At 61.2% G+C, this 17176-nt stretch carries 12 protein-coding genes; 8 read left to right on the top strand and 4 right to left on the bottom strand.

The features are described 5' to 3' along the window. Nucleotides 1-300: 300 nt before the first annotated feature. The 5 genes from ACQ4WQ_RS25545 (at nt 301) to ACQ4WQ_RS25525 (ending at nt 7774) form a co-directional block, all read left to right on the top strand. The gene (locus ACQ4WQ_RS25545; protein ID WP_326458209.1) at nt 301-1401 is read left to right on the top strand and encodes an aromatic ring-hydroxylating oxygenase subunit alpha; all 1101 of its coding nucleotides are present in this window, start codon (nt 301-303) and stop codon (nt 1399-1401) included. Between the two features lie 56 nt (nt 1402-1457). Beyond that, nucleotides 1458-2381: a DMT family transporter gene (locus tag ACQ4WQ_RS25540; RefSeq protein ID WP_436500914.1), complete on the top strand. Its 924-nt coding sequence runs from the start codon at nt 1458-1460 to the stop codon at nt 2379-2381. A gap of 13 nt (nt 2382-2394) precedes the next feature. Then, the gene (locus ACQ4WQ_RS25535; RefSeq protein ID WP_436500912.1) at nt 2395-3249 is read left to right on the top strand and encodes a sulfurtransferase; all 855 of its coding nucleotides are present in this window, start codon (nt 2395-2397) and stop codon (nt 3247-3249) included. Nucleotides 3250-3301: 52 nt separating this feature from the next. Continuing rightward, nucleotides 3302-4822 carry a hypothetical protein gene (locus tag ACQ4WQ_RS25530; RefSeq protein ID WP_436500910.1) on the top strand — a complete coding sequence of 507 codons (1521 nt, stop codon included), beginning with the start codon at nt 3302-3304 and terminating at the stop codon, nt 4820-4822. 132 nt (nt 4823-4954) lie between these two features. Continuing rightward, complete coding sequence (locus ACQ4WQ_RS25525; RefSeq protein ID WP_436500908.1) at nt 4955-7774, top strand: DUF3857 domain-containing protein; 2820 nt, start codon at nt 4955-4957, stop codon at nt 7772-7774. 58 nt (nt 7775-7832) lie between these two features. Here the strand turns inward: ACQ4WQ_RS25525 and ACQ4WQ_RS25520 are convergent, their stop codons facing one another. The 4 genes from ACQ4WQ_RS25520 to polA form a co-directional block, all read right to left on the bottom strand. After that, nucleotides 7833-9575 carry an ABC-F family ATP-binding cassette domain-containing protein gene (locus ACQ4WQ_RS25520; RefSeq protein WP_436500906.1) on the bottom strand — a complete coding sequence of 581 codons (1743 nt, stop codon included), beginning with the start codon at nt 9573-9575 and terminating at the stop codon, nt 7833-7835. Between the two features lie 276 nt (nt 9576-9851). Then, the gene (locus ACQ4WQ_RS25515) at nt 9852-10610 is read right to left on the bottom strand and encodes a ZIP family metal transporter (protein ID WP_052140365.1); all 759 of its coding nucleotides are present in this window, start codon (nt 10608-10610) and stop codon (nt 9852-9854) included. Between the two features lie 247 nt (nt 10611-10857). After that, nucleotides 10858-11742, bottom strand: coding sequence for a dienelactone hydrolase family protein (locus ACQ4WQ_RS25510; RefSeq protein WP_436500903.1), 885 nt, complete (start codon nt 11740-11742; stop codon nt 10858-10860). A 129-nt stretch (nt 11743-11871) separates the two neighbouring features. After that, nucleotides 11872-14634 (bottom strand): DNA polymerase I, encoded by a 2763-nt coding sequence (gene polA / locus ACQ4WQ_RS25505; protein WP_436500901.1) that lies wholly within the window; start codon nt 14632-14634, stop codon nt 11872-11874. Nucleotides 14635-14925: 291 nt separating this feature from the next. On the opposite strand from polA, the gene ACQ4WQ_RS25500 reads away from it, so the two are divergent. The 3 genes from ACQ4WQ_RS25500 (at nt 14926) to ACQ4WQ_RS25490 (ending at nt 17157) form a co-directional block, all read left to right on the top strand. Further along, nucleotides 14926-15321 carry a hypothetical protein gene (locus ACQ4WQ_RS25500; protein ID WP_070222654.1) on the top strand — a complete coding sequence of 132 codons (396 nt, stop codon included), beginning with the start codon at nt 14926-14928 and terminating at the stop codon, nt 15319-15321. A gap of 85 nt (nt 15322-15406) precedes the next feature. Continuing rightward, nucleotides 15407-16363 carry a homoserine kinase gene (locus ACQ4WQ_RS25495; RefSeq protein WP_436500899.1) on the top strand — a complete coding sequence of 319 codons (957 nt, stop codon included), beginning with the start codon at nt 15407-15409 and terminating at the stop codon, nt 16361-16363. 2 nt (nt 16364-16365) lie between these two features. After that, entirely contained in the window at nt 16366-17157 is a 792-nt protein-coding gene (locus ACQ4WQ_RS25490; protein WP_436500897.1) for a BPSS1780 family membrane protein, read from the top strand. Nucleotides 17158-17176 lie beyond the last annotated feature (19 nt).

Below are 17176 nucleotides of genomic sequence, written 5' to 3'. Positions count from 1 at the left end.
CTAAAGCGCAATCGGCGCGCTCAAAGTCAATAGCGTTGCCAGCTTGTCAGTGAATTTTAGCGCAATCGCCCCCAGTCGCCGGAAATGGCACGGTAAATGACAACGTTTCTCATTAATAGCGTATTTGCCGGGGAGTTTTGATAATGTCGAGGCCGATCCGCGCTATAATCGCCGGTTCTGTCCGAAATACCGTTTCAACAAATTTGAATTCAGGTCTTTGCGGATTCTTTCTCTCTGTAGCGGTTGCCCAGGGAATGGCCTGGGGCACTGCTGACCGTTGTACATTTATGGGGGGTTGGGATGTCCGATCTGGCTACTCACGCCAAGCTGGCGCGTTCAAACGCGCAACTTCCGGTCCACGTCTATTTTGACGAAACGCTGTTGCAGCGTGAAATGCAGCAATTGTTCCAAGCCGGCCCGCGCTATGTCGGGCATGCGCTGATGGTGCCGGAAACCGGCGATTTTGCGACCCTGGCGTCTGAGAACGAAGGGCGCATGCTCGTGCGCAACGCCAATGGCATCGAAGTGCTGTCCAACGTGTGCCGCCACCGGCAGGCGCTGATGTTCAATGGCCGCGGCAATGCGAACCATATCGTCTGCCCGCTGCACCGCTGGACCTACGACCTCAAGGGCGAATTGCTCGGCGCGCCGCACTTCCCCGAGACGCCGTGCCTGAACCTGTCGAAAACGCCGCTGCAAAGCTGGAATGGCTTGCTGTTCGAGCAAAACGGCTACAACGTGATGGAAAAATTGAAAGATTTATCCGTCTCGAAAGACCTCGATTTTTCCGGCTATATGTTCGACCACGTGGAAATTCACGAGTGCGACTACAACTGGAAGACCTTCATCGAAGTCTACCTCGAGGATTATCACGTGGAACCGTTCCACCCGGGCCTGGGCAGCTTCGTCAGCTGCGACGACCTGCGCTGGGAATTCGGCAAGGACTACAGCGTGCAGACGGTGGGCGTGCACCGCGGCCTGCAGCAGGCCGGCTCGCCCGCCTACAAGAAATGGCAGGAGCAGGTGCTGCAATTCCGCGGCGGCGAAGCGCCGCCGTATGGCGCCATCTGGCTGACCCTGTATCCGAACATCATGGTCGAATGGTATCCGCACGTGCTCGTCGTCTCGACCCTGTGGCCAGACGGTCCGCAAAAAACGCGCAACGTGGTAGAGTTCTATTACCCGGAAGAAATCGTACTGTTCGAGCGCGACTTCGTCGAAGCGGAACGGGCTGCCTACATGGAAACCTGCGTCGAGGACGATGAAATCGCCCAGCGCATGGATGCGGGCCGCAAGGTCCTGATGCAGCGCGGCGTGAACGAAGTGGGCCCTTACCAGTCGCCCATGGAAGACGGCATGCAACATTTCCACGAGTGGTACCGCAGCAATATCGAACTGTAATTTCCTCAAGGGCCGCATTGCGCGGCCTTTTTCATTTTCATCGTCAGGATTTACTCATGCAGTCACTTTGGATGCTGTTTGCCAGCTTTATGTTCGCCATCATGGGCGTGTGCGTGAAGCTGGCGTCGGATCTGTATTCGACGTCCGAAATCGTCATGTACCGCGGCATCATCGGCATGCTCGTCATGAGCTGCACGATTCTGTACCAGGGCGGCAGCTTTAAAACCACGATGCCGGGCCAGCATCTGTGGCGCGGCGTGGTGGGCGTGATCGCCCTGTGGCTGTGGTTTTATGCGATCGCCATCCTGCCGCTGGCCACGGCCATGACCCTCAATTACATGGCGCCCATCTGGATCGCCGTCATCCTGCTGGCCGGCGGCTGGTGGAAAGGCATGCAACAGGTCGAGTGGCCGCTGGTGGCGGCCATTGCCATGAGCTTTGTCGGCGTGACCCTGCTGCTGCAACCCGTGTTCGAGACGGACCAGCTGAGCGGCGCCATCACGGCCTTGATTTCCGGCATGCTGTCGGCCCTCGCCTACTTGCAGGTGCGCAAACTGGGCTTGCTGGGCGAGCCAGAATACCGGGTCGTGTTCTATTTCTCGGTCGTCAATTTCCTGGCCGGCGTGATCGGCCACGTGGCCAGCGCCGGCGGCGGCCCCGTCGTCTGGCACGCGCACACGAGCGGCTACGGCATCGGCTTGCTGGCCGCCATCGGCCTGTGCGCCACCATGGCGCAAATGGCCATGACGCGCGCCTACCGCCTGGGCAAGACCCTCGTTGTTGCTAATTTGCAATACACAGGCATCGTCTTTTCCAGCTTCTGGGGCGTGGTGATCTTCGGCGACCTGTTCGACTGGCACGGCTGGACCGGCATCGGCATCATTCTCGCCTCGGGCATCGCCGCCACCTATTACAATACCCGCAACACGGCCCGTGGCGCGGCCATCGCGCGCACGGATCCCATCGCCAGCGAAGTGTAAAGGAGCGTTCCTGATGTATACCACCTTGATCCAGGCCAGCGAACTGGCCAGCCACCTGAATGACAGCGACTGGGTGATTCTCGATTGCCGCCACGACTTGCTCAACCCCACGGCCGGCAGCGATGCGTTTGCCGCCGGCCACATCCAGAACGCGCAATTCGCCGATATCGACACGGCCCTGTCCGGCCCCAAGACGGCGCGCGGCGCGGACTTTACAGGACGGCATCCATTGCCCGACCGCAACGCCCTGCTGGCCGCCCTGCGCGGCTGGGGCATCGACGACGACACGCAAGTGGTCGCCTATGACGGCCAGGGCGGCATGTTCGCCGCCCGTTTGTGGTGGCTGCTGCGCTGGGTCGGCCACCCGAACGTCGCCGTGCTCGACGGCGGCCTGGCCGCCTGGCAGGCGCAGGGCTTGCCCTTGGTCACGCCAGTCGCGCCACGCCCTGTCGGCAATCTCACGGAAAAAGCCAGCCTGGTGCGCACGGTCAGCGTGCAGGACGTCGTCGCCAATCTGGAAACGCAAGCCTTGACCGTCATCGACGCGCGCGCCCCGGACCGTTACCGGGGCGAAAACGAAACCATCGACCCCGTGGGCGGCCATATCCCCGGCGCGAAAAACCGTTTCTTCAAGGATAACCTGCAGGCGGACGGCCGCTTCAAATCCGCTAAAGAACTGGAGCAGGAATTCGCGGGCCTAATCAGCACGGCTGAATCTACTATCCTGCAATGCGGCTCCGGCGTGACGGCATGCCACAACCTGCTGGCCCTGGAAGTGGCCGGTTTGCCTGGCGCGGCCCTGTATCCGGGTTCGTGGAGCGAATGGTGCGCCGATCCGGCGCGGCCCGTGGCGACGGGAGAAGCATAAGCAGCCAGCGCGGCGTCTCGTCGCCGATCTTTGTCATTTTCAGGAATTGCCGATGCAACGTTCCCTCTTGAGCGTACTGGCCAGCTTATGCCTGGTATTCAGCCTGCCTGCCGCCGCGCAAAAACCACCCGCCGCGTATGAATTGACGGAAGTCATGAACGTCAGGGCGTTCGACCAGCCGGTACTGTTTGAAAAGCGCACCAGCTACGACGGCATGGCGGCGGATAAGGTGCAGCAGAGGCTCTCGACACGCATGGCCGACTATGCTCCCTTGGACCTGGCCTTGGTACAGGCCCGCTATCCCGGCACGCAACGCCTTGGGGCCGCGGAACTGGCCGACTATCGGCCTGGTGCGCACATCACCATAGTCGACCGCTACACGATCGAGCACGCAGCGACCGCGTTGGGCAAAGGCTGGCTCTTCGCATTCATCCCCTTGAATTTCATTCAAGCGACGCGTGTCAAGGATGAGGCGGCACGCGGCGTCCCCTTTGTCTTGCCAGGCGCCGGCAAGACGCTGAGCTATACCTTTCAAATCAACCTGCCTGACAATGTCAGCGGCTTGCTCGACCCCACCACCACGCGCTACGACGGCGATTTCTTCGCTTACAAACAGTCCCAGCAATTTCGCGGAAATGTGGCGCGCATCATGCTGGAACTCACTTTCCTGAGCGATTCGGTGCCGGCGCGCGACCTGGACAAATTCCTCGCGCAACTGCAACACATCAGCCAGATGATGGGCGGCTCCTTCAATGTCCCGGAAATGTGGATCAACAGCAACAAACCAGGCACTGCGGCCAATACCCCGGGCCAGCGCATGCGCAGCAGCCTGGAAAAAGACATCGCCGAGCACAGCGCGACCATCGCGCGCAAGCCGGAAGACAAGCAGGAACTGGCCCAGGCGTACTGGCTACGCGGCTCGGCCCATGCGAATCTGCAGCAAGCCGAGCTGGCATGGGCCGACTTGACGCGGGCGCTGGCACTGCAACCCTCGACGGCTGTCTACCATATGACGCTGGCATCGATCCAGGTCCAGCGCGGACAATTCCAGTCCGCCATCGCGCAGCTGGAACAAGCCCGGACGCTGGGCTACGACGCTGGCGAAGTCGCCTACCAGCGCGGCCAGACTTATTACCAGATGGGCCAATACCGGCGTGCGCTCGAGGACCTGGAACCGCTTGCCGTCTCGACGGCAAACATCGAGGCGCAGCCGTATGCCAGGCTGTGGTATCTGTGGACGCTGAGACCTGCAGGACTCGCCTTGCCGGACACGCTCAGGCAGGAATTGAACGCCGAGGCCAGCGGCGCCTGGCCACGTCCCCTCTACGGTTTGTTCACCGGCATTTCGACGCCGGAACAAGTACTGGCGGCGGCCGAAACAATGACAGGCGATGAGCGCCTGCTATCCCTGTGCGAAGCCTATTTTAATATCGGCCAATACTATCTGTTGCAGCAGGACCGCCTCAAAGCCAGGGAATTCTTTGAAAAGACGGTTGCCACCGGCATGGTCATGTATACCGAATACGGCAATGCACTGCTCGAACTGCAACGCCTGACGCAAACGCCGTCCTGATACAGGGCGCTTCACGGTACCTGTGGACGGTGCAACCAGTCAGCATATGCCACGCTGAAAAGTTTCTATACGACATGTGACTCCTATACAATAACTTTTTACCAATGAAATTATTGATATAGGAATATCGTCATGCGGTTCTTCTTGGTCGCGGCAACTGTGGCGTCATTGTTGATGTCTGCTTACGCCCACGCACAATCTCCCCAGGCAGAGTCCGGGTACAAAGAAACCCAGCTAAACCAAGGGGCGTACGCAACGGGCCCCGCCCCTGGCTGGGTCATTCCTGCCGACATCCCCGACACCAACCTGAGCGGAGACGCCATATGGCGTCTGTCAGAAACCCACTTCATGGCGGGAGCGGCGCCAGAGTTCTATTCACGCCGTATCATCCAGTTCAATAGCCCGGCCGGCATGGCCAGCCTCGGCCCGCTCATCATGACGTTCGTGCCGGAGTACCAGAAGCTTACCTTGAACGCCCTGCGCATCGTACGGGGGACAACCGTCATCGATGTGCGCGATACGGTAAAAGTGCGCTTCCTGCAACGGGAAACCGGCCTCGAACAGGGCTTGTACAGAGGCATCGTCACCGCCTCGATTCTGCTGGACGACCTGCGTGTCGGCGACACGCTGGAATTCGCCTACACCACCAAGGGCGTCAATCCTGTCTTTGGCGGAAAATACTTCGAATCAGCCGCATGGACACCTAGTTTACCAATGCAGCTGCGGCGAGTGGTCTTGCAATATCCCGCCGCGCAGCCCATACGCTACCGCTTCGTCGGCCCGGCCCCCAAGGAAGATGCGGGCAAACCGCAGCGCAGCACGGTGGGCGACATGATACGGCTGCAATTCGAGGAGCGCGGACCAGCCATGGTAACGCCGGAACAATTCACGCCCCCTTCCTACGATGCGATGACGTCGCTGGAATTTTCCGAGTACGGCACGTGGAACGATGTCGCGCGCTGGGCGGCGGACATGTTCGCCAATAAAGAAGTGCCGGACGCGGAATTCGAACGCCGTATCGCCGCTTTGCAAGGCGCGGCAACGGAGGAAGAAAAAATTCTGCAAGCCATCCGTTATGTGCAGAACGAGATCCGCTATTTTTCCGTCTCTTTCGACGAAAGCACGCACCGCCCCGCCGCGCCAGCAGTGACGCTACAGCGCCGCTATGGCGACTGCAAGGATAAATCGCTGTTGCTGGTGAGCCTGCTCAGGCGGCTCGGCGTGTCTGCCGACATCGTCCTCGTTGCCTCCAAGCGCTACAAGAATATGGACGCCTTGCCACCCTCGCCTGGTGTCTTCGACCATGTCATCGTCAAGCTCACCCACCAAGGCAAGGATTACTTCATCGATCCGACCCAGGTCGGCCAGGAAGGCACGCTCGAAACCAAGGCCCAGTATCTGGCCGGGGCCGAAGTGCTGGTGGCCGACAAGGCAAGCCGCTCCCTGGTGACGATCCGCAATACCGACAGCTACCTGGCCCTGCCCAACAGCGAATTGCACGAAACTATGTCCTGGCCCGATTTCGATAAGCCGGCCACGTTCGAAAGCCGACTGATCGTACGTGGGAAATATGCCGAATCGATGCGCCAGGGCGCCCAGCGCTTGCCGGCGCAATTTGATGCGATGCGTACGCGCTACCTGACGCAGCGTTATCCGGACGCGCGCCGCGTCGGCACTGCCATCCTCAGCGACGATTTGCCAGCGAACCAGCTCACCATTGTGGACCGCTACACTATCGACAAGCCCGGTGAAATGCGGCAAGACATCCGTTTCGTCACTTTTGCACCGTCCAACTTTCTTGATGCCATCCGGGCCGTCAGCGGTGCCCAACGCAACACTCCCATGGTATTGCCCGATGCGCCGCAATTCCTGCGCTATTCGTTTGACCTAGTGCTGCCCAGCAACGTCAGCGCCATGTTCGATCCCAATAGCCAGAAGCTGAACAACGACTATTTCAGGCTAAAACTCAATGAACGATTCCGTGGCAACACCCATCACATGGATCTGGAGTTGAAGATCGTGGCCGATGCGGTGCCGGCAACCGGCATGAAAACCTATCTCGGCGACCTGAAACGGATGGGCGAGTTGATACGCGGCGTCGTACCGATAACGCCCGGTCTGGTGAAAGCGGCAGCACCGGCAAATAGCGATCCGGCGCAGCTGCTGGCGAAAAGGCTGAGGGATGCGCAGCAGAGCCGGCTTGACGCGTACACCAAGGTCATCAAGAGTGGCAAGCTCACGGGCAAGGACATGGCGGCAACCCATGCCGCGCGCGCCGTGGCTTACAGCAACCTGATGCAAACCGACGAAGCGCTGGCCGACCTGCTGCAAGCGGTCAAGCTCGACCCATCCGATGCCGAATATCCGCTTGACCTGGCCATCATCTACGAGAAGCGTGGGCAATTCCCTGCCGCCCTCGAGCAGATAAGGGAAGCATTGACGCTGGGCATCGAACCGCATCGCGCCCATTTTCAGCGCGGACAGGTCTATTACCAGCTGGGAAAATATGACGAAGCCCTGCAGGATCTTGGGCAAGTGGCGCTATCGGATGATGGCAATGCCGGTATGCCGTATGCCAAATTATGGTACTTGTGGACACTCGGCCGCGCCGGCCAGCCGGTACCGGCGGCGCTGAAACATCAGCTGGACCAGGAGTTGAACGGCGCCTGGCCGCGTGCCGCCTACGGCATGTTTACCGGTGCATCATCGCCCGAAACGGTGCTGGCGCAAGTACAAAAGATGCAAGGCGACGAAAGGCTGATGGCCTTGTGCGAAGCGCATTTTTATATCGGACAGTTCTATCTGGTGAAGGGCGACCAGGCCAAGGCCAGAGAGTCTTTCGAAAAAACCAGGGCGACCGGCCTGACCATCTATACGGAATATCTGGCTGCGGTGCAGGAACTCGAACGCATGGACCGCCAGCAACCGCCAGCAGCGGCGGTCACCCTGTAATATCCCCGGCGACACGGGCGATTGCCACCAGCAGAGGCAATCGCCCGGACAACACCCGTTACGCCATGATGCCCAAGCTGCGACTCAACTGAGCGATCTCGTCTTGCCACATTTGCTGGCTGGCCGGCTTCTGGTGGCGCGGCTTTCTCGCCAAGTCTTCCGCCAGCAATTGCTCCAGTTCGCACAAGCGCTCCAGTTGAACATCAATGTCGGTTTGCGCTGGTGCAAGTGCAGCCGCTTGCACGCGCGGCACCGGCAGCGGCGCCTGCCCATCTTCCGCGCTCAACCGCGCATATGCGCTGGCGGCGTCCAGCCACTCTTCCAGCTGGCCGTCGGCCACCACCCAAAAACGGTTGCAGGCCGTTTCGATCAGGTCGCGGTCGTGCGACACCAGCAGACAAGCGCCTTCAAAGCCGCGCAAGGCTTGCCCCAGTTCCGCCTTGCCCTGCATGTCCAGGTGGTTGCTGGGTTCATCGAGCAACAATAAATGATAGCTGGCCAGCGACAGCCCCAGGAATAGCAGCCGCGCCCGCTCGCCGCCGCTCAGGGTCGCCACCGTCTGGCCATGGCGCCCATACGGGAAACCGGCCGCAATCAACGCCTGCTTGCGCGCCACCTGGCTGCGCGCCGCTTCGTTTTGCACGGCAAACGGGTACAGGGCGTCGGGCAAATCGGCCGTATCGGCCAGTTGCCTGAGCGACTGGTCGTAGTAACCGATGCTGGCGGCGTGGTGCCAGCGCAAGTCCGCACGCTCCTCCTGTGCCTGGATCGCTTGCCAGCACAGGCGCAGCAGGGACGACTTGCCGCTGCCGTTGGCGCCCAGCAAGGCGACCCGGTCGCCCGGTTTCAGCCATAGCTGGCCGGTGTGGAACAGCACGGGAGAAGCGGGCACGGCGCGCACGTCCAGGGCATCGAGCGCCAGCAGCTGGTCGGCCGCCAGCGCCTTGCCACGCAAACTCAAACGCCACGGTGCGCCATCGCTGACGAACGATTGCGCATCCTTCAATTTGTCGATGCGCCGCTGCATGGTCTTGGCCTTGCGCGCCAGGTCTTCATTGTCATAGGTGCGCCCCCACAGGGCCAGGCGGGCGCTGCTGGCGGACAGGCGGTCGATTTCCTTCTGTTCGGCCGCGTGGCGGGCGGCGGCGGCCAGATCGGCTTCGGCCAGCGCCGCGAGCGCGGGGCCGCACGGCAAGTCGAAGTCGTAGAGGCGGCTATCGCGCAAGATCCAGCTGCGCGTGGCCACGTTGTCGAGCAGGCGCTGGTCGTGCGAGACGAGGATGAAGGCGCCGCGCCAGCGCAGCAGGAATTGCTCCAGCCACAGCAGCGACGGCAAGTCCAGGTGATTGCTCGGTTCATCGAGCAGCAGCACGTTCGGCTCCTGCAGCAGGGCGCGCCCCAGCAGCAGCCGCGTGTGCTGGCCGCCGGACAAGGAGTGCACGGGCACTTGCGCCGTCTCGTGCCCGAAGCCTAACTCGGCAAGCAGACTGTCGACCCGCCAATGCAGCTCGGGCTGCTCCAGCACGGGCGCCAGCAAGGCGTCGTACAGGCTCAGGCCGGCAAGTTCGGCCGGCAAATGCTGCTCCACGTGCTGCAAGCGGCAGGCACGGGCATAGTGGATGGTGCCGGCAGTGGCTTCCCGCGTGCCGCTGAGCAAGCCCAGCAAGGTGGATTTGCCGCAGCCGTTGTGGCCGATCAAGCCGATGCGGTCGCCCTGGCGCAAGGTAAAGGCGAGTTCGTTGAACAGGAAACCGTCGTGGGTATCCAGCTGTAAAGCTTGGGTAGAAATCAGGGTAGTCATGGCTCTTGTCTTTGTGCGGGATGCAAGCATCCGCGTTAACAGGAGCGCTAACGACAACGGAGTACCAGGAAAGGACTCGTCTAGGAGGGTAACTTTGCTCTGGCCAGGTTATCGCAGCGCGATAGAACGTGGGCAAGAGCTGGCAAATGCGCTAAAAGAGCGTGCGCGCCACAAGGCGAGCAACAAGTTTTCTTCCATGATATTTTCCTCCTTTCTGTGCAAGTTAGTCAGAAAGGCAATATAGCATAGGTGGCACTGCACCGGCAGTGCCAGGCATCAACCGCCGTGGCGCTTGTGCGTCAGGAACAGCACGATGCACACGCCCAGCGCGATCAAGAGCACTTGCGGGATGGTTTCGCGCAAGGTAGCGCGGCGCTGCATCTGCGGCATCAGGTCGGACAGGGCGATATAGATGAAGCCGGACGAGGCGAACACGAGCACGTACGGGATCAGATTGCTGGCGCGGTCCAGGGTGAAATAGCCGAGCAGGCCGCCCGCCACCGCCATCAGGCTGCACAGCAGATTGAAGATGTAGGCGCGCAGGCGCGAGAAGCCGGCGTTGAGCAGTACAATAAAATCGCCGATTTCCTGCGGGATTTCATGCGCGATGATGGCCAGGCCCGTGACCAGGCCCAGTTTCGGGTCGGCCAGGAAAGCGGCCGCGATCAAAATGCCGTCCGTAAAGTTGTGCATGCCGTCGCCGACCAGGATCATCCAGCCGGCCTTGCCCGCCTCGTGCTTGTCGTGGCCGTGCGCATGGTGGTGGCCGTCGCCTTCGTGGTGGTGCGAATGGCGCAGGATGGCGAATTTTTCCAGCATGAAAAAGGCCAGCAAGCCCGCCAGCAAGGTGGCGAACAGGCTGCGCGGATCCGCCTGCGACTCGAACGCTTCGGGCAAGGCGTGCAGCAAGGACGTCGACAACATGATGCCGACGGACAAGCTGACCATGCGCTCGACCACCTTGGACAAGAATGCAAACGAAAAGATCGCCGCCGCGGTAATGCTGAACACGCCCGCGATCGTGGTCGCGAGCAAAATGGATATAAGGACGGGATCGATGATTTTCTTACCTCAAAATGGCGCCGGCCTACGGGCGCCCGCAATGCTGGCGTCTGGCTTGATCTGTATAATGTTGCTTATTATTCAATCTTGTGCGCGCTTGGCGGCAGCGTGGCGCAGTGAAGATGCAATTGTACTGCATTGACGCGAACCGGGCATTTTACAGCCCGGTGCGCTTTTCGCGGCAACTTCCGGAAAATTCAGGTAGTTGGCTGTTGCGGCATTACGCCACGCCGTGGCTTTTGAACCAGGCCAGGCAGCGCGCGTAACCGTCTTTCGCATCGGCCGCCACATAGCTGGGACGGTAATCGGCATTGAAGGCGTGGCCCGCATCGGGATACACGACAAACTCGGACTTGTTGCCGCCCTTGGCCAGCGCCTCTTTCATCTTGGCGATCGATTCCTGGCTGATGCCCGTATCCTTGCCGCCATACAAGCCCAGCACGGGCACTTTCAAGGTGGCGGCGATATCGATAGGGTTGCTCGGCTGCAAGGGAGTCGGTTCGCCCACGAGGCGGCCGTACCAGGCCACGCCCGCCTTGACGGCGGGATTGTGCGCCGCGTACAGCCACGTGATGCGGCCGCCCCAGCAAAAGCCCGTGATGCCCAGGCGGCTCGTGTCGCCGCCATTCTGTTTCGCCCACGCAACAACCGCGTCGAGATCCGCCATCACTTGCGCGTCCGGCGTCTTGGCGATGATGCCTTTCATCAACTCCGGGATGCTGGCCACCTTGGTCGGATCGCCCTGGCGCACGAACAGGTCGGGCGCCAGCGCCAGGTAGCCCTGCTTGGCGAAGCGGCGCGCCATGTCGGCGATATGTTCATGCACGCCAAAAATTTCCGAAATAACCAATACCACGGGCAAACCCGTCTTGCCTTCCGGCTGGGCCGCATACACGGGCACGGCCTGGCCATCGACCATCACCGACATGGTGCCAGTGACGAGCCCGGCGGAATCCGTCTTGATGACGTTTTGCGCCGCCACGGGCAGCGCGGCCACGGCAAAGCCCGCGCCCAGCGCCACCTTCAGGAAACCGCGCCGGCCGTCCGGCCCGGACACGCTGCTCTGGCCCAGCAAACTTTCACAATCGGTGATCATGTCGCTCATGCGTTTCTCCTGAAAGGTGTGTTGACAAACAATGTCGGCTTACGCTGCGCTAAGCAGCCCTACGGTCATTGCTGAATTAAACATGTAGGTCGGCTTAGCGGGGCATGCCCCGCGTAAGCCGACGCAGCATCAATGCGCTTCGTCCCAGTTGCGTCCCACGCCCACCTCGGCCGTCAACGGCACTTTCAGCGCGGCCACGCCGGCCATCAGTTCCGGCAACTTGCGCTTGACCAGTTCCAGTTCCGCGTCCGGCACTTCCAGCACCAGTTCATCGTGCACCTGCATGATCATCTTCGTTTGCAAGCCGTCCGTTTCCAGCCAGCCTTGCACGGCGATCATGGCCAGCTTGATCAGGTCGGCGGCCGTGCCCTGCATCGGCGCGTTGATCGCCGCCCGTTCCGCGCCCTGGCGGCGCGGGCCGTTCGGCGAATTGATCTCCGGCAACCACAAACGGCGGCCGAACACGGTTTCCACGTAGCCGCGCGCCTTGGCTTGCTGGCGCGTGTCTTCCATGTACTGTTTCACGCCCGAAAAACGGGCAAAGTAGCGGTCGATATAGCTTTGCGCGGCCGTGCGGTCCACGCCCAGGTTACCGGCCAAGCCGAAGGCGCTCATGCCGTAGATCAAACCGAAGTTGATGACCTTGGCGTAGCGGCGCTGCTCGCTCTGCACTTCCGCGGCCGGCACGCCAAAGATTTCAGCGGCCGTGGCGCGGTGAATGTCGATGCCGTCGGCAAATGCGCGCAGCATGGCTTCATCGCCCGAGATGTGCGCCATGATGCGCAATTCGATCTGCGAATAGTCGGCCGAAACGATGTGGCTGCCCGGCGGCGCAATAAACGCTTCGCGGATGCGGCGGCCTTCCGCACTGCGGATGGGGATATTCTGCAAGTTCGGGTCGTTCGACGCCAGACGCCCCGTCACGGCCACAGCTTGCGCATAGTTCGTATGCACGCGGCCCGTCGTGACGTTGATCATCTTCGGCAATTTGTCCGTGTAGGTCGACTTCAGCTTGGCCATGCCCCGGTATTCGAGCAGCACTTTCGGCAGCGGATAATCCTCGGCCAGCTTTTGCAGCACTTCTTCATCCGTCGACGGCGCGCCCGTCGGGGTCTTCTTGACCACCGGCAGCTTCAATTTCTCGAAGAAGATTTCGCCGATCTGCTTGGGCGAACCCAGGTTGAACGGCTGCTCGGCCAGTTCATACGCCTTCTTTTCCAGCTCCAGGATCTTTACGGCCAGCTCGGCCGACTGGATGTTGAGCAATTCGTCATCGATCAGCACGCCGTTGCGCTCGATCTTTTGCAAGACCACGGCCGTCGGCATTTCGATCTTTTCATAGATAAACGTGAGTTTTTCATCGTTCGCCACATTGCCCCACATGGCATTGTGCAGGCGCAAGGTCACGTCGGCATCCTCGGCCGCGTACTTCGCCGCCTGCTCCACCTCGACTTGATTGAACGTGATCTGCTTGGCGCCCTTGCCGCACACGTCTTCGAACGGGATGGTCGTGTAGTTCAGGTGGCGCAGGGCCAGGCTGTCCATGTCGTGTTTCTTGTGCGATTCGAACACATACGATTCGAGCAAGGTATCGTGGGCGATGCCGCGCAACGTCACGCCATGGTTGGCGAAGATGTGGCTGTCATATTTCAGGTTCTGGCCCAGCTTGGGCTTGGTTTCATCTTCCAGCCACGGGCGCAGTTTCGCCAGCACGTGTTCGCGCGTCAACTGCTCGGGCGCGCCCGCATAATCGTGGGCCAGCGGGATGTAGCAGGCCGCATGTTCGGCCACGGACAGGGAAATGCCGACCATTTGCGCCGTCATCGGTTCCAGCGACGTGGTTTCCGTGTCCACGGCCGTCAGGGCAGCCGCATCGATCAGCGCGATCCATCTGTCGAGCTGTCCATCTGTCAGCACGGTTTCATACTCGGCTTCGACCGCTGGCGCGGCATCGGCGAACATGTCGCCCGTCGTGTTGACGGCGGAGGCGCCGGCGGCAGGCGGTGCACCGACGGGCGACATCGGCGGCGGCGTGGCGCCCAGTTCGCGCAGCAGGGCCTTGAAGCCGTAGCGGTTGAAGAAGGCCAGCAGCGCTTCCTTGTCTTCATGTTTCGCCACCAGCGAGTCGGCGATCGTCGTCATGTGGCCGGACAGATCGCAATCGGTCTTGACGGTGATCAAGGCGCGCGCCTGCGGCAGCCATGGCAGGGCCGTGCGCAGGTTTTCACCGACGGCGCCGCCCACCTTGGCCGCGTTTTCCATCACGCCTTCCAGGCTGTCGTACAAGGTCAGCCATTTGACGGCCGTTTTCGGCCCGCATTTCGATACGCCGGGCACGTTGTCGACCGTATCGCCGATCAGCGACAGATAATCGATGATGCGGTTGGGCGGCACGCCGAACTTGGCCAGCACGGCCGCTTCGTCGAGCTTTTCATTGCTCATGGTATTGATCAGGGTCACCTGGCTGTTGACCAGCTGCGCCAGGTCCTTGTCTCCCGTCGACACCACCACGTTCATGCCGGCGGCGGCCGCCTGCACGGCCAGGGTGCCGATCACATCGTCCGCTTCCACGCCGTCGACCATCAAAATCGGCCAGCCCATGGCGCGCACGGCTTCGTGGATCGGTTCGATCTGCAGCCGCAGGTCGTCCGGCATCGAGGCGCGCGTGGCCTTGTACTCGGGATACATATCATCGCGGAAAGTTTTACCCTTGGCATCGAACACGCAGGCGATGTAGGCGGCCGGGTAGTCGGCGCGCAGGCGGCGCAGCATGTTGACCATGCCGTGCATGGCGCCCGTGGGGTAACCGTCCGGGCTGCGAAGGTCGGGCAGCGCATGGAAGGCGCGATAAAGGTAACTGGAACCGTCGACTAACAGCAGGGTGTTTTGCATAATACCAATAAAATAAGGTGAGCGCGCCCGCCCAGGGAGCAGAGCGGCGGGCGGGTGGAATATCGTCCAATTATCGCAGAGTTTAGGGCCGCGCCACCGGCCGCCATGCATGCCGTTCCTGGCGTTTTTGCCACCCTGGCGGCACCGAACGGGCGTGCGGGCCGCCGCTGCCAGCCATTTCCGCTCATTTAAACAGCATTGCCTATCAGTTTGTTACAATGCCTTATAGATAAATTGACGGCATTACACCACTGCACGCGCTGCAGTCCCACACATGGAAGCGAACCCATCATGATGCGTACATCGACACTCTGGACATTCCTCGCCCTGCCCCTGCTGGCATGTTCAGCCATTGCCAGCGCCCAGACGCCGGCCAAACCGAGCGACGCGCCGCCACAGCTCGAACGTATCGAGGAAATGGGCGAAGCCCCCATCACTGTGGCGCCGGCCGCGGCCAAGCAGCAGATTACCGAAAAACGCGAAGCAGGCGTCACCAGCGAAGTGAAAGTCACCAGCGGCGGCAGCACCTATTACATGAAGCCGGCCGCCGGTGCCGACCAGGCCAACGGCAACGCCCTGCGCGGCCCGCAATGGAAAGTGCTGGAATTCGACCTGGGCAAGAAGAAACAGAAACAACGCGATGAAGAGGCAGCGGACGCGCCAGCACCGCCAGCACCAGCGAAGTAAGCAGCCACTCTCTTCTGCCCTGCCCCGGCCATGCGCGGGGGCAGCCGGCTTTTTTTTGACCTTTTAGACCATTCCTCTCTTTCCCATGGCAGTTTTTACCGCGCTACACCTGGACGATATCGGCCAGTGGATCACGCAGTTTCCACTCGGCAAACCTCTGGCGCTCAAGGGCATCGCGTCCGGCATCGAAAACAGCAATTTCTTCCTGAGCACGGAGCGCGGCGAGTTTGTGCTGACGATCTTTGAAAACCTGAGCTTCGAGCAATTGCCGTTCTATCTGCAACTGATGCGCCACCTGGCGGACCGGGGCGTGCTGGTGCCCGCGCCGATCGCCAATGCGGATGGCGAACTGGTGACGGCCCTGCAAGGCAAGCCGGCCGCCATCGTCAGCAAACTCGACGGCAGCTCGCAGATGGCGCCGCAAGCCGTGCATTGCGCCGCTGTCGGCGCCATGCTGGCCAAGATGCATCTGGCGGCGCAGGACTTCCCCCTGCAGCAGCCGAATCTGCGGGGCCTGGACTGGTGGAACGCCACCACGCCGCTGGTCTTGCACCACCTCGACGATGCCAGGGCGCACCTGCTGCGCGCGGAAATCCACTTCCAGGATGCCTTTGCTGCCTGCGATACGTATAAGGCCATCCCGCGCGGTCCCGTGCATGCCGACTTGTTCCGCAACAACGTCATGTTCGACGGCGAGCGCCTGACGGGCTTTTTCGACTTTTACTTTGCCGGCTGCGACACCTGGCTGTTCGACGTGGCCGTCACCGTCAACGACTGGTGCGTGGACCTGGACACGGGCGTGCTCGACACGGTGCGCGTGCGCGCCCTGCTCGACGCCTACCAGGCCGTGCGTCCGTTTACGCAGGAAGAACAAACGGCATGGCAACCGATGCTGCGCGCCGCCGCGCTGCGCTTCTGGCTGTCGCGCCTGTACGATTATTACCAGCCGCGCGAAGCGGAAATGCTGACCCCGCACGATCCCGCGCATTTCGAACGCATTCTGCGCGAACGTATCGCCACACCTGCTCCGGAACTGTTTTAAACATGGAAAAATTACCTGCAAGTACAGGTTGGCAATGGGTGAAACAAGGATTCGCCCTGTTTCGCAAGCAACCTGGCGGCATGTCGATGCTGTTTCTCGGCTATATGTTCTGCATGCTGGCCGTCAGCATCGTGCCCGTGCTCGGCCAGTTGCTGCCCGTCATTCTCGTCCCCGTATTTTCCGTCGCCTTCGTGCAAGGCTGCCTGAATATCGACCAGGGCAAGCGCGTGTTGCCCAGCCTCTTGATTTCGGGCTTCCGCAAGCCCGCTTTTCCGTCCCTGCTGGGCCTGGGCGTGTTGTACATCCTCATGGCCATCGTCGCCATCGGCGCCTCGACCCTGGTGGACGACGGCTTGCTGTGGAAACTGGTCACGGGACAATTGACGGAGGACGCGGCACGCGCCGCCATCCCCGACTCGCGCCTGGGCCTGGGCATCCTGCTGGCCATCGTGCTGTACGTGCCTGCCGCCATGGCCTTCTGCTTTGCCGCGCCGCTGATCTACTGGCGCCAAACCGGCCTGGGCAAGGCGCTGTTCTTCAGCTTTTTCGCCGTCTGGCGTTCGCTGTCGGCCTTCATCGTCTTCGCCGCCACCTGGTTCGCCATCAGCGTCGTCACCAGCCAGTTGCTGGCCGTCATCTTTGGCCGCACGCCGCTGATGATGCAGCTGATGATGCCCCTGTCGATGATACTCACCATCATCATGCATTGCTCGTTCTACGCCGCCTACCGCCAGATCTTCGGCGTGCCCGCCGATGAGAGCAAGACGGTGTCGCTGGATAAGACCGGCGAGTGATCGCCGGTCAGATGTAAAA

Source organism: Janthinobacterium goodfellowi, assembly GCF_051380695.1.
Taxonomy (GTDB): domain Bacteria; phylum Pseudomonadota; class Gammaproteobacteria; order Burkholderiales; family Burkholderiaceae_D; genus Janthinobacterium.
Note: the sequence above shows the minus strand (reverse complement) of the source record. Positions and strands in the feature narration are given on the sequence as shown.